This window comes from Rhizobium sp. NFR03, from assembly GCF_900111275.1.
In the GTDB taxonomy this organism is placed as follows: domain Bacteria; phylum Pseudomonadota; class Alphaproteobacteria; order Rhizobiales; family Rhizobiaceae; genus Ferranicluibacter.
Genome location: NZ_FOGR01000013.1, coordinates 54,200 through 66,333 on the forward strand (window position 1 = coordinate 54,200; position 12,134 = coordinate 66,333).

Consider the following 12,134-nt stretch of genomic DNA (forward strand, 5'->3'; position numbering starts at 1 on the left):
TCAGTCCTTGATTTTGAGGAGGCCGGCGGCCGTCGTTTCGTCTGTGATGAGGATGCCGACGAGTTTTCCGCGCAGCGCTGCGTGGATGGCCTGGACCTTCTGGATGCCGCCGGCCGCCGCTACGACCTTTTCGGCGCGCGAGAGCCCCGCAAGTTTCACGCCGATCACCCGGTCGTGCAGGGGCAGGTCGAGCGCCTCGCCGCGCTCATTGTAGAACTGGCAGAGGATATCGCCGACCGCGCCCTTGCGGCGCAGCGGCTCCACCTCGTCGGGGCTGACATAGCCGGCCCGCACCACCGTCGAAGCGGCGGAAAGCTCGCCGATGCCGACGAGCTGGTAGGTGGCGTTGAGCGCCATGTCGAGCAGGTTCGCGACGGCCGGTTCGGAGGAAAGATTGCGCGCCACGTTCGGGTCGCGCACGACAAGCGGCGCCGGAACCAGATGCACACCACTGCCCCAGTTGGCCGTGCGCATGCCGTCGACATAGGTGCTGACGCCGCCGGTGAGGCTGACGAGGCCAATATTGCGCTCGTTGGCGAGATGGCCAAGCCGCTGGATGGTATTGGAGACTGTGGCCCCCCAGCCGACTGCCAGCAGATCATCGGTCTGGAGACGCTGCATCAGAAACTGTGCCGCGGCCTGACCCAGCCGGTCGCTCGGCTCCTGATCAGGAAGCTGTGGCACGACATAGGCCTCGAGCAGCCCATAGCGTTCCTTGATCTGCCGCTCGAGTGTGAGGCAGCCTTGATAACGCGAGTTGATGCGGACCTGGATGATACCGGAACGGCGGCCGCTTTCGAGCAAACGCGACACCTTGATGCGCGACATGTTCAGCTTTTCGCCGATCTCGCTCTGAGTCAGCCCGTCGTTGTAATAGTACCAGGCGATGCGGGTGAGGATTTCCTCGTCCGTATCGGCATAACTCCATTCCCTGTTATCAGTCGCCATCGAACGCCCCTTGGTCATATTCTGATCATTTGAATAGCAAATAAACTTTTGATACGTCAACGCTCTTGGTGACGAAAAATTCTTCGTGTGTCCAATGCATTGATTCTGGCAGGTAAATCATATTTCGCAGCGCGATATTTCGCGTTTTTGGCCATGCCGAGCACAGCGAGCATATTGACGGCGATCTGTTGCTGTGATCACATGATTACCGTAATCTACATATGAACAGGTGCAGTATGATGGATCAGGCGGCGACCGGGAGGGTTGCGCAGCTGACGGATATCTGGAAGTCCTATGGTGCCGTCCCGGTGCTGAAGGGCGTTTCGCTCGCCCTCCAGGCTGGGGAGGTGCATGCGCTTCTCGGCGGCAACGGTGCGGGCAAGTCGAGCCTCATGAAGATCATGTCAGGCGTCATTCCGGCAAATTCCGGTGACATTGAAATCAATGGTCGGGCGCTCATCCCAGCATCGCCGGCGCATGCGCAGCAGCTTGGTCTCTATCTGGTGCCACAGGAAGCGCACATCCTGCCCAACCAGAGCGTTCTGGAAAACATCTGCCTCGGCCTTGCCGCTTCGCCCCGGGCGCTCCGGCCGCGCGTCAAGCAGCTGGTCAAAGAACTTGCGGTCTCGCTCGATCTCGATGCGCAGGCCGCCGCGCTTGAGATCGCCGAGCGGCAGATCATCGAAATCCTGCGCGGCCTTGTGCGCGATGCGCGCGTACTGATCCTCGACGAGCCCACCTCGGCGCTGACGCCTTTCGAGACGAATGCTCTGTTCCAGCGGGTGCGCAAGTTGCAGGCGCAGGGCGTCGGCATCTTCTTCATCTCGCACAAGCTGCGGGAAATCCGCGAAATCTGCCGCACGATCAGCGTTCTGCGTGATGGCGTCATCGTCCTGTCCGGTCCGCTCGACAACTACAGCGATGCCGAGATCATCGATGCGATGAGCCGGGTGCAGATCACAGAGATCTCCGGCAAGGACCGTAGCGGCCGAAAGGTTTCTCACATCAGCCAGCCGCGTCTCAGCGTACGCGGCCTGACCGGCGAAGGCTTCCGCGATATCAGCCTCGATGTCCGCGCGGGCGAGATTCTCGGCCTTGCCGGCGTGGTTGGCGCGGGGCGCACGGAATTCGCCGAAACGCTGTTCGGCCTGCGTCCGCAGTCGGCGGGAAATGTCGTCTTCGACGGCACCGAGCTGAGAAAACGGTCGCCGCGCATCTGTATCGACCGCGGCCTCGTCTACCTGCCGGAGGACCGCCAGCAACACGGCCTCTTTCTCGAGGCGCCGCTGTTCTGGAATGTCTCGTCCTATCTCGTACATCGCCTGCCCTTCTTTCTGCGCCCGGGTGCCGAGCGGAAGGTCTTCGAAACGTTCCGCTCCTCGATGGGCATCAAGTGCACCGGCCCCGGACAGGAGGTGCGCGGTCTTTCCGGTGGCAACCAGCAAAAGGTTCTGTTGGCGAAGTGCCTGTCTGCCCGTCCGAAGGTGCTGATCCTCGACGAGCCGACCCGCGGCGTCGACGTGGCGGCGCGCAACGATATCTACGATCTCATCCGCAAGCTCGCCGCCGATGGCGTCGCCATCATCCTCATCTCGTCGGATTTCGACGAGATCGAGCAGCTTGCCGACCGCGTTGAGGTCATGGCCTTCGGCCAGTCCGGCGGAGAGCTTTCGGACGGTATCTCGGTGGACGCCATCGCCCGGCTCGCCTTCGGCGCTTCGGAGGCCCGTCATGCTTGATCTTTTCGCGCGCAACCGCGTTGCAACGCTGATCGTCGTTCTCGCCGTCGCCTATGCGGCCATCGGCGCGGCCGCGCCCGGCTATCTCTCGGGTTCCACGGCCTCCGTGGTCATCTCCAACAGTCTTGTCCTGATGCTGATCTCGCTCGGCACGATGATCGTCATCCTGACGCGCAATATCGACGTATCCAGCGGCTCGGTGCTGGGGCTCAGCGCCGCCGTGCTGGGCCTCTCGCTCAGTACCGGCGTCGGCCTGCCGCTTGCCATCGTCTTCTGCCTGATGACCGGGGCCGCCGCCGGCGCGTTCAACGGACTGATGGTCGCCTATCTCGGCATTCCCTCCATCGTTGCCACGCTCGGAACGCTCGGCCTCTATCGCGGCATCATGCTGGTGCTGACGGGAGGCCGCTGGATCGAGGACCTGCCGCAGGGCCTGAAGGCGCTCGCCGGCAATCTCGGCTTCGGCTTCTCGGCGCTGACCGTCGTGGTTCTCGCTCTCATCGTGCTCGCCTGGGTCTTCCTGCGCAAGACGCGCTTCGGCCGCTACTTCTATGCGGTCGGCGACAACCGTGCCGCCGCGCACCATCTCGGCGTGCCGGTCCGGCGGGTTCAGTTCACCGCCTTTGTCGCGACGGGTCTTTGCGCCGCACTTGCCGGCCTCGTCTTCGCCGCGCAGATCGGTTTCATCCCCAATCAGGCTGGCAATGGTGTCGAGCTCAAAGCGATCGCCGTCAACGTACTTGGGGGTGTCAGCCTGCTCGGCGGCACCGGCTCGGTCGCGGGCGTGTTTTCCGCCGTCATCTTCATCACGTCAATCGACAGCGCGCTCGTGTTCCTGAAAATGCCCGCCTACTGGAACGACTTCATCGCCGGCGCCATCCTGCTTTCAGTGCTTTTGCTGGACGGACGCATCCGCCAGATCATCGACCGACGCATCCGTGCCCGCCGCTATGCCGTGCATGAGCGCGGCCCCGTTCCATCCGACGATACGAAAACGGCACAGAGCGTGGAGGCGGGCCGATGAAGAAGCTGATCTTCCGCTGGGAGACCGCGCTGATTGCGATGCTGGTCGCCGAACTCGCCATCTTCGGCATCATCAATCCGCGTTTCCTCAATATCTCGAACCTGATCTACGGCACATCCGATTTCGTGCAGATCGGCATCGTCGCCTTGCCGCTCACCCTGGTCATCATCGCCGGCGGCATTGATGTATCCTTCGCCTCGGTCATCGGCCTTGCGGCCATCGTGTTTGGCGTCGCCGCTTTCTACGGTGTACCACTGCCGCTCTCGATTGCGCTGGCGCTCGTCGCCGGCGCGCTGTGCGGGCTGCTCAACGCTACCGTCATACATCTGTCGAAGATCCAGCCTCTGGTCGTGACACTCGGCAGTCTTTACCTGTTCCAGGGCACCGCGACGGTCGCCTCCGGCCTCGTCGGCGCGGGCGGTTACGAAGGCATCGGCAACTTCCCCGCTACCTTCAACGCCTTCGGTTATGCCCAAGTTCTCGGCCTGCCGGCGCCGCTCGCGCTGTTCCTTGTGCTCGCGCTGGTGCTGATCGTACTTCTTCATTTCACGCGCTTCGGCCGCGCGGTCTTCCTGTCCGGCCACTCGGAAAGTGCCGCGCGCTTCGCCGGCATCCCGGTCGGGCGCGTGCAGACCATCACCTATGTCATCACAGGCGCGTCGGCCGCCATCGCAGGCCTCGTCATGTCGGCCTATTTCGGCTCCGCCCGCGTCGACCTCGGTTCGGCGACGCTTCTGCCGGCCGTTACGGCCGCCGTGCTTGGCGGCGCCTCCATCTATGGTGGCCAGGGTTCCATCCTCGGCACGCTGATCGCCACCTTCGTCATCGGCTACCTGCAGCAGGGCCTGCAGGCCACCGGTGTGCCCAGCCAGATTTCCAGCGCACTTTCGGGAGGGTTGCTGGTTGTCGCGGTCGCATTGCGCCACGGGAGCTCCATGCTGGCCGAGTTCATCGCCGTCGCCCGTCAACAGAAAAAATCCCGGGCGGCAGTTACTTCAGGAGGAGAATGAGAATGATCAAGTCCATATTGAAATCCGGCGCCCTTGCCGCCGCCCTCGTTGCCGGCACGATGCTCGCCTCGGGGACGGCCCATGCCGAAAACCAGATTGCCTTCATCCCCAAGCTGGTGGGCGTCGGCTTCTTCACCTCCGGCGGCGCGGGTGCGACGGAGGCTGGCAAGGAACTCGGCGTCAAGGTCACCTATGACGGCCCGACCGAGCCGAGTGTCTCCAGCCAGGTGCAGTTCATCAACAATTTCGTCAATCAGGGCTACAATGCGCTGATCGTCTCCTCCGTCTCTCCGGATGGGCTGTGCCCGGCGCTCAAGCGGGCGATGGACCGCGGCGTGCTGGTCATGACCTGGGACAGCGACGTCAACCCGGAGTGCCGCAGCTACTACATCAACCAGGGCACGCCCGAGCAGCTCGGCGGCCTGCTGGTCGACATGGCGGCCGAAGGCGTGAAGAAGGAAAAGGCCAAGGTGGCGTTCTTCTATTCCAGCCCAACCGTGACCGACCAGAACGCCTGGGCCGAAGCCGCCAAGGCGAAAATCGCCAAGGAGCATCCGGGCTGGGAAATCGTCACCACCCAGTATGGCTATAACGATGCGCAGAAGTCCCTGCAGACTGCCGAAAGCATCCTGCAAACCTATCCGGACCTCGATGCCATCATTGCACCCGACGCCAACGCGCTGCCGGCAGCGGCACAGGCAGCCGAGAACCTGAAGCGCGCCGAGGGCGTCACCATCGTCGGGTTTTCCACGCCGAACGTCATGCGCCCCTATATCGAGCGCGGCACCATCCAGCGCTTCGGCCTGTGGGATGTCACGCAACAGGGCAAGATCTCGGTCTATGTTGCCGATCACGTCCTGAAGAACGGTCCGATGAAAGTTGGCGACAAGCTGGAAATCCCGGGCGTCGGCACCGTCGAAGTCTCCGCCAACAAGGTGCAGGGTTACGATTACGAAGCCTACGGCAACGGCATCATCCTGTTGCCCGAGCGCACCGTCTTCACCAAGGACAACATTTCCAAGTTCGACTTCTGATCACGCATGAACGGCGGGCGGCCGAGGCTGCCCGCCCTATCCATCGAAAAAACAGGACGATACGCATGCAAAGCCGCTGGAACGACGAGAACGCAGCCCGATATGTGGAAACCGCCCTGGCGGCCGGGCAGAGCGAGGCACTCGGCCTTCGCATCTACACCTCTCGCATCACCGGTGGCGATCCCGATCTCGTTCTGCACGGCGGCGGCAACACCTCGGTCAAGGTCACGTCCAGTGACGGCGAAGCGTTGATGCACATCAAGGGCAGCGGCTGGGATCTCGACACCATCGAGGCGCCGGGGCTGCCGGCCGTGCGCCTTAAACCGCTGCTCGAAACACGCAACGGCCCGAAACTCTCCGACCCCGAGATGGTGGCGTTGCTGCGCTCAACCCTGATCGATGCGGATGCGCCGAACCCATCCGTCGAGGCCTTGCTACACGCCTTCCTGCCCTTTGCCTTCGTCGATCATACCCATGCGACGGCGATCCTGGCGCTTGCCGACCAGCCGGATATGCGCGACACGGTGCGGGGCATCTATGGCGAGCGGCTCGCCTATGTGCCCTATGTCATGCCGGGCTTCGACCTTTCCATCGTCGCCGATCGCATCTACCGCGAGCATCCGGGCTGCGAGGGCCTTTGGCTCGAGAACCACGGGCTCTTTTCCTTCGCCGACGATGCCCGCGCCTCCTACGAATTGATGATCGAATTCGTCACCATGGCCGAGCAGGAGCTTGCTCGGAAGGGGGTGGAGCTAACCGGCCCACAGCCGAGCGACGGCCCGGAAGACATGGCGCTCAGGGTGAGGCTGGAGACAGCGCTTGTCTGTGACGGCTCACCGTTCGCCAAAGGCGTCTTCCTGGACTATCGCTCCACCGCCGCCCTCCGCGACCATGCGGGCAAGGCTGACGTGGAGGAGATCGGCCTGCGCGGCACAGTGACGCCTGATCACGTGATCCGAATCAAACCGTGGCCGATGATCATCGAGGCCGATGCGGATGCCGACGCGATCGATGCCGCGCTTGCCACCTATGCCCGGCGCTACAGGGCTTATTTTGCGCGCAACGCCACGCGCACCAGCGAGCCGAAGCAGATGCTTGATGTCTATCCCCGCGTCGTCCTCGTCCGGAACGAGGGGGTTTATGCGCTGGGTGCGAGCGCCAAGGCAGCGATGATCGGCGGTGATCTCTGCGAGCAGGCCACACGCGCCATCAACGCTGCCGAAGCCTATGGCCGCTTCACTCCCATTGGCGAGGCCGACCTGTTCGACATGGAGTACTGGACTTTAGAGCAGGCAAAACTACAGGTCGGGAGCAAATAGCGCCGACGCGCACCATTTCTCATGTTGTGCTTGGTGGTTCGGAACATGGAAAACCTCCACTCTCCGCGGCGCTCTTGAGATCCCATCAGGGGTGAGTAGCGGCCTGCACCGTGGCAGAGTGAGGTCGCTAGAAACTCTCTGGAGGCCAATCATGCCGATAACAGCAGATCAAACTCAAGCGCAGACCACTACCCCCGTCGATCTTGGCGCAATATTCATCTCGTTGGAATTGAGCAAATCGACATGGCTGGTGACAGCTCTGTCACCTGGCAGCGAGAAGATGTCTCGCCATACCGTCACTGGAGGCGATATCGCCAGCTTGTTCTCGTGTTTTGACGCCCTTCGCCAGAAGGCACAGCGGCGCAAAGAGAGACTTTACCCGCTGGTGGTGATCCAGGAGGCCGGACTCGATGGCTTCTGGCTGGGGCGAATGCTTAGCAAAGAAGCTTGGATCGAGAGCCACATTGTAGAAGCCGCATCGATCGCAATGCCGCGTCGACATCGCCGGGCGAAGACTGACCGTATCGACGGCGAGACGCTGATCCGCGCTTTGATGGCATGGAAACGTGGCGAGCCGCGTGCGTGCTCGATGGTCAAACTTCTCTCACCCGAGGAAGACGACAACCGACGGATCGGGCGGGAGCGGAAAACTCTGATCGCCGAGCGCGTCTTCCACGTCAACCGCATAAAGGGGCTGCTCTTCACGCAAGGAATTCGGGATTATCAACCTGTCAATCGAGACCGCCGCCAGCGTTTGGACGAGCTTCGGACTGGCGATGGTCGGCCGCTCTCAAAACATTTGAAAGCGGAAATCTGCAGAGAACTTGATCGCCTCGAATTGTTGCTCACACAAATCAAGGCTGTTGAAGTCGAGCGAGATGCCTTGATCGTTCAGGAGACGCCGGAAACGCCGAAAGAAGCGACCGCGCTTTTAGGCATCAAAGGAATAGGCCCAGAGTTCGCTACGATACTTTACACGGAAGGCTTGTTCCGACACTTCGACAATCGGCGACAAATCGCATCCTATGCGGGCCTTGCGCCCTCCCCTTGGCAAAGCGGCAACGTCAATCGCGAACAAGGGGTCTCGAAAGCGGGAAATCCGCGATTGCGGGCAACGATGGTCGAACTCGCCTGGCTATGGCTGCGCCACCAACCGAAATCGACTTTAACGCTATGGTTTAAGGAACGCATCGCGCGGAACGCCGGCCGCCTAAAAACGCCGATGATCGTTGCGCTTGCTCGTAAGTTGCTCGTGGCCCTCTGGAAGTACGTGAGCTCCGGCGTCGTCATCGAAGGTGCAATCATGAAAAACGCCTGAAATACAAACTGCTGCGAAACACAGTTTCCAATCCTCAGGACCTGATCAGTCCTGACGGATCCAGGTGAACGGACCGGGAATCCTTTTGGCCTTTGAATGCCGATCTTGAGTTTGGTCCCGTTCTCCTGAGCCCGTGCCCGTCGAATGCGGGATAATGGTGCAGCCGTGTGAGAGCGGCGACCGGATGTGAGCTTGTATAGGCCCGAGACCGGGCCGGTAATTGCTATGGGCTCAGACCGTGGATCCGCCTACGAAGGAGAAATTCGATGCCACTCGAATGAACAATTGACAAAAATCCTGATGTGAAAGGATTCGAACCTGCGACCTGCCAATCAGACATAATAGCTAACTGAATTATTGATTGATTTAACGTACGTGGAGCGGCTGCCTCCAGTTTCGCGAGCGATCTCGGTAACCGGGGGCAAAACGAGATCAATCCCGACGATGCCTAAGACAATCGCTCCCAGGGCTAGAGCTGTTTCTCTCTGACCGTCGCAAGCGTTGCGGCCTCACCTTCAAGTGCGAGGCAAGCTCTCGGCCAAGCGCCTTTGTCCGCGCCGAGCGCGGTCTGAAGCCAGGCGAGCGTAAGACGTCGTGTCGCTTCCAGCACGTCTGGTGCTTCAGTCTCTGTTTCCTTTGCGTCGAGAGCTGCAATGCCGCCAAGACCATGCCCGACCCCGTGCATCATCAACATTGCTTTGGCGCACGGTGCATCGTGAAATGCATCTGCATGCCACTCAGGACCACGGGTGGTAAAATGCGGATTGTCCATGTCACCGCAAACGACGAGGCTGAGTGTCGAGAGCGTCGAGAAGTCGACATCGAAGAACGGAAACTGGGCAGCACTCTCAGGCGTCATGTCCTTGCCACCGCGTCCTGGTGTTGTCAGGAGAACGCCCGCCGAGATGCGTGGATCGGAAAAATCCTCACCATCCACCTGCGCGCCGAGCAGGAGCCCGACGGTGTGGCCGCCAAAGGAATGGCCCACCGCGCCGATGCGAGTATGATCCATCCGGCCCGCAACGGCCGGAGTCTGCCGTTCAATCTCCGCCATTTGGTCGAGGATAGCCTTCATCTCCCCGGCACGCTCGCGCCAGAAGAACGGTGCGCCGAGTGAATTTGATGGCAGGCCGCCGACCCGCGAACTCGCATGCGTTGGCTGGATCACAACGAACCCTCTCTCTGCCCAGAACTGGACAAGGGGAGCGTAGCCGTCCTTAGACGGGATATAGTTGGATGGGCCGTAGCCATGCGACAGTAGCACGATGGGCAGCTTGTCGCCGTTTGCGGGCGCGGTCAGACGCAGTTCCAGCGGCTGGCGGCCCGGCATCGAAAGACGGATCGGCGTGTAGGCCACGGTCAGAGTGGCTTCAGGTGTGGGAATATGCTTTGCGAGATTGATCAGATTGTTCATGGGTCTGGCCTTAAAGGTTAGGTTTCGGATGATGATGTTCAGGCGAGCAGATTGCCCGCTTCGCGGAACGCGGTTTCGGCGTCAGCGCCGGCGGGGATCATCATCGGCGCGTCGATCTCTGTCACAGACCGCCAGACCGCCTCTGCAACCGCATCCGCCGTGGTAACCTCAGTACCCGAACGCAGCTTCCTCAGGTAATCGCGGACGAAGACTTCGTAGGGCTCGGGGATTTCCATGCCCATGCGTGAGACGGCATTTTTGCCGAAGCCGGTCGTCGGCGCCGAGCCAGGCAAAACAAGTTTGGCGCGGATGCCGAACAGAGCTGCCTCGAGCGCGAGGCTCTCCGTAAAAGCGTTGAGGGCCGCTTTGCTGGCACTGTAGACCGAGAGCGCGGGCAGCGGCCTCACCGTGACAGTAGAGCTGACGTTAACGATGACGCCTGAGCGACGGTTACGCATCTGCGGAAGAACAGCTTTGGTCATCGCCATCGCACCGAACACGTTCGTTTCGAACAGCTCCCGGATCTTCGACATCTCCGTACCTTCAAGCACATTGAGCAAGCCGACGCCCGCGTTGTTGACCAGAGCATCGATCGTGCCGGCGGCTTCGACCGCCTTCGCAATGCTGTCCGCGCTGGTGACATCGAGCGGCAGGATTGCGAGCCGGTCGTTCGAGGGGAGAAGGTCGTTTCGGGGCGTGCGCATGGTCGCGATCACGTCCCACCCGGCCTCCAAGAATTTCTGTGCGATGGCGAGGCCGAAACCGGACGAGCAACCGGTGATAAGAGTCTTTGGCATGTTCCGTCTCCTGACTTTTAACCAGCCTGAAAGATGGACTTAGAAACCGGACCTTCTATACGCACATGTCCACGAGTGTTTAGCGAAAGTCCGAATTGATGACCGATCCGGTTGCGGAAGTTGTTTCCTTGTTGAAGCCGAGCCCGTCGATCTCAAAGTTTGTCACGGGCGGCGGTCAGTGGTTGGTTGAGCGCACGGAGCTCGGGAGTCCCTTCTACTGCGCTGTCGTCGAAGGCCACTGCCTGATGACGATCGCCGGTCGTGAGCCAATGGTGCTCACTGCGGGTGACTTCGTCCTGGTCCCGAAGATCTTCTCGTTCACGATGAGCAGCATGGAGCCGCCGCCACGCGGCGCCCTTGCTCAGCGTCTGGAGATCAGCCCCGGTGTCTTTCGCCTGGGCGACCCCGAGGCACCGGCAGAGATCAAGGCCCTGGTCGGACACTGTGCTTTCGGCTCGGATGACAGGGCTCTTCTCGTATCGCTGCTGCCAGAAGTCATCCATGTCCAAGGTGAAGATCGACTGATGGCTCTGGTCCAGATGATAAACGAGGAGACGAGGGCTGATCGGGTCGCGCGCGAGATGGTGCTTCACCGGCTGCTGGAGGTTCTGTTTATCGATGCCCTACGATCGGCCGCAAGTGCCAAGGCGCCGCCGGGCCTGCTGCGTGGCATGGCCGATCCGCTGCTGGCGCCGACCTTGCGCCGGATCCACAAAGATCCGGGGCGAAACATGACGGTGGAAACGCTTGCCCGGGAAGCCGCGATGTCTCGTTCGACTTTCTTCGATCGTTTCCGCAAAGAGGTTGGGGTCGCGCCGATGGAATACGCGACCGGATGGCGCATGGCACTGGCAAAAGAGTTCCTTCGCGAAGATATGGCCATGGCCGACATCGCCCAGCGCGTCGGCTATGGATCGACAAGCGCATTCAGCGTTGCCTTCAATCGGCATGTGGGAATGCCGCCTGGGGCGTATTCTCGCGCAGTTGCTGCTGCGGCTTAACGCGTCCGACCCTCACCCGCCGATATAGGCGGCCAGCTCTTCGGGCGTTCCCTTGGGAAAAGCCTGCTTCAGGAAATCGAGAAAGGCAGAGACCCGCGCGCTCAGGAGACGCCGCGACGGGTAGAGCGCCCAGAGCGCGATCTCGGATCTTTCGATGTCGCCCCAGTGCTGCAATGTCCCATCAGCGATATCGTGGCTCACCAGCGAGATCGGCAGGCGTGCGGCCCCGACGCCTGCCCTCACCGCGTCGCGAACCATGATGAGGGACGACAGGACGAGGACGGGATCGACCCTAATCTTAGCAGGCCCTTTGGGGTTCATGACAGTCCAGGTCTCCTGGCTTCCCCCACCCCGGACGACACACGGGACTAACTGACCGTCCTGGGGTCGGGCGAGATCGGGACCTGCGACGACAACCAGGCGGTCATGCAGAAAAGCTCGACCGACGAGGCTTTCGTCAGGCGCCGGGTTGACGCGGATGACAAGGTCATACCCTTCCTCGATCATGTCGACGGCGCGATCTTCCGTGG

11 protein-coding genes are annotated in these 12,134 nt (G+C 61.4%); 7 read left to right on the plus strand and 4 right to left on the minus strand.

All coding sequences use genetic code 11. The features are described 5' to 3' along the window. The gene (locus BSG19_RS23875) at positions 1-948 is read right to left on the minus strand and encodes a sugar-binding transcriptional regulator (RefSeq protein ID WP_092990523.1); all 948 of its coding nucleotides are present in this window, start codon (positions 946-948) and stop codon (positions 1-3) included. A 236-nt stretch (positions 949-1,184) separates the two neighbouring features. Here BSG19_RS23875 and lsrA point away from each other — a divergent pair, with 236 nt between their 5' ends. From lsrA to BSG19_RS23905, 6 genes are all read left to right on the plus strand, one after another. Then, positions 1,185-2,687 (plus strand): autoinducer 2 ABC transporter ATP-binding protein LsrA, encoded by a 1,503-nt coding sequence (lsrA, locus tag BSG19_RS23880; RefSeq protein ID WP_210185415.1) that lies wholly within the window; start codon positions 1,185-1,187, stop codon positions 2,685-2,687. After that, the gene (locus tag BSG19_RS23885) at positions 2,680-3,711 is read left to right on the plus strand and encodes an ABC transporter permease subunit (protein ID WP_092990514.1); all 1,032 of its coding nucleotides are present in this window, start codon (positions 2,680-2,682) and stop codon (positions 3,709-3,711) included. Before lsrA ends, BSG19_RS23885 begins: the two co-directional genes overlap by 8 nt. Then, positions 3,708-4,721: an ABC transporter permease subunit gene (locus BSG19_RS23890; protein WP_092990515.1), complete on the plus strand. Its 1,014-nt coding sequence runs from the start codon at positions 3,708-3,710 to the stop codon at positions 4,719-4,721. The genes BSG19_RS23885 and BSG19_RS23890 overlap by 4 nt, the downstream gene beginning before the upstream one ends. A gap of 2 nt (positions 4,722-4,723) precedes the next feature. Then, positions 4,724-5,755, plus strand: coding sequence for an autoinducer 2 ABC transporter substrate-binding protein LsrB (lsrB, locus tag BSG19_RS23895; protein ID WP_092990516.1), 1,032 nt, complete (start codon positions 4,724-4,726; stop codon positions 5,753-5,755). Positions 5,756-5,820: 65 nt separating this feature from the next. After that, positions 5,821-7,074: a class II aldolase gene (locus tag BSG19_RS23900; protein ID WP_092990517.1), complete on the plus strand. Its 1,254-nt coding sequence runs from the start codon at positions 5,821-5,823 to the stop codon at positions 7,072-7,074. A 151-nt stretch (positions 7,075-7,225) separates the two neighbouring features. Continuing rightward, a complete protein-coding gene (locus BSG19_RS23905) occupies positions 7,226-8,392 on the plus strand; it encodes an IS110 family RNA-guided transposase (RefSeq protein WP_092990518.1) in 1,167 nt (388 codons plus the stop codon). A 469-nt stretch (positions 8,393-8,861) separates the two neighbouring features. On the opposite strand, the gene BSG19_RS23910 is transcribed toward BSG19_RS23905, so the two are convergent. Continuing rightward, entirely contained in the window at positions 8,862-9,806 is a 945-nt protein-coding gene (locus BSG19_RS23910; RefSeq protein WP_092990519.1) for an alpha/beta hydrolase family protein, read from the minus strand. Positions 9,807-9,844: 38 nt separating this feature from the next. After that, entirely contained in the window at positions 9,845-10,603 is a 759-nt protein-coding gene (locus BSG19_RS23915; RefSeq protein ID WP_092990520.1) for an SDR family oxidoreductase, read from the minus strand. Between the two features lie 98 nt (positions 10,604-10,701). On the opposite strand from BSG19_RS23915, the gene BSG19_RS23920 reads away from it, so the two are divergent. Continuing rightward, positions 10,702-11,604 carry an AraC family transcriptional regulator gene (locus tag BSG19_RS23920; RefSeq protein WP_092990521.1) on the plus strand — a complete coding sequence of 301 codons (903 nt, stop codon included), beginning with the start codon at positions 10,702-10,704 and terminating at the stop codon, positions 11,602-11,604. Between the two features lie 12 nt (positions 11,605-11,616). On the opposite strand, the gene BSG19_RS23925 is transcribed toward BSG19_RS23920, so the two are convergent. Next, positions 11,617-12,134 (minus strand): substrate binding domain-containing protein (locus tag BSG19_RS23925; protein WP_210185416.1); only part of this gene is annotated, 518 nt, incomplete at its 5' end.

Bases quoted from the DNA above. Each gene is read 5' to 3' on its own strand.
- BSG19_RS23875 (WP_092990523.1), bottom strand. From the start codon at position 948: ATGGCGACTGATAACAGGGAATGGAGTTATGCCGATACGGACGAGGAA.
- lsrA (WP_210185415.1), top strand. From the start codon at position 1,185: ATGATGGATCAGGCGGCGACCGGGAGGGTTGCGCAGCTGACGGATATC.
- BSG19_RS23885 (WP_092990514.1), top strand. From the start codon at position 2,680: ATGCTTGATCTTTTCGCGCGCAACCGCGTTGCAACGCTGATCGTCGTT.
- BSG19_RS23890 (WP_092990515.1), top strand. From the start codon at position 3,708: ATGAAGAAGCTGATCTTCCGCTGGGAGACCGCGCTGATTGCGATGCTG.
- lsrB (WP_092990516.1), top strand. From the start codon at position 4,724: ATGATCAAGTCCATATTGAAATCCGGCGCCCTTGCCGCCGCCCTCGTT.
- BSG19_RS23900 (WP_092990517.1), top strand. From the start codon at position 5,821: ATGCAAAGCCGCTGGAACGACGAGAACGCAGCCCGATATGTGGAAACC.
- BSG19_RS23905 (WP_092990518.1), top strand. From the start codon at position 7,226: ATGCCGATAACAGCAGATCAAACTCAAGCGCAGACCACTACCCCCGTC.
- BSG19_RS23910 (WP_092990519.1), bottom strand. From the start codon at position 9,806: ATGAACAATCTGATCAATCTCGCAAAGCATATTCCCACACCTGAAGCC.
- BSG19_RS23915 (WP_092990520.1), bottom strand. From the start codon at position 10,603: ATGCCAAAGACTCTTATCACCGGTTGCTCGTCCGGTTTCGGCCTCGCC.
- BSG19_RS23920 (WP_092990521.1), top strand. From the start codon at position 10,702: ATGACCGATCCGGTTGCGGAAGTTGTTTCCTTGTTGAAGCCGAGCCCG.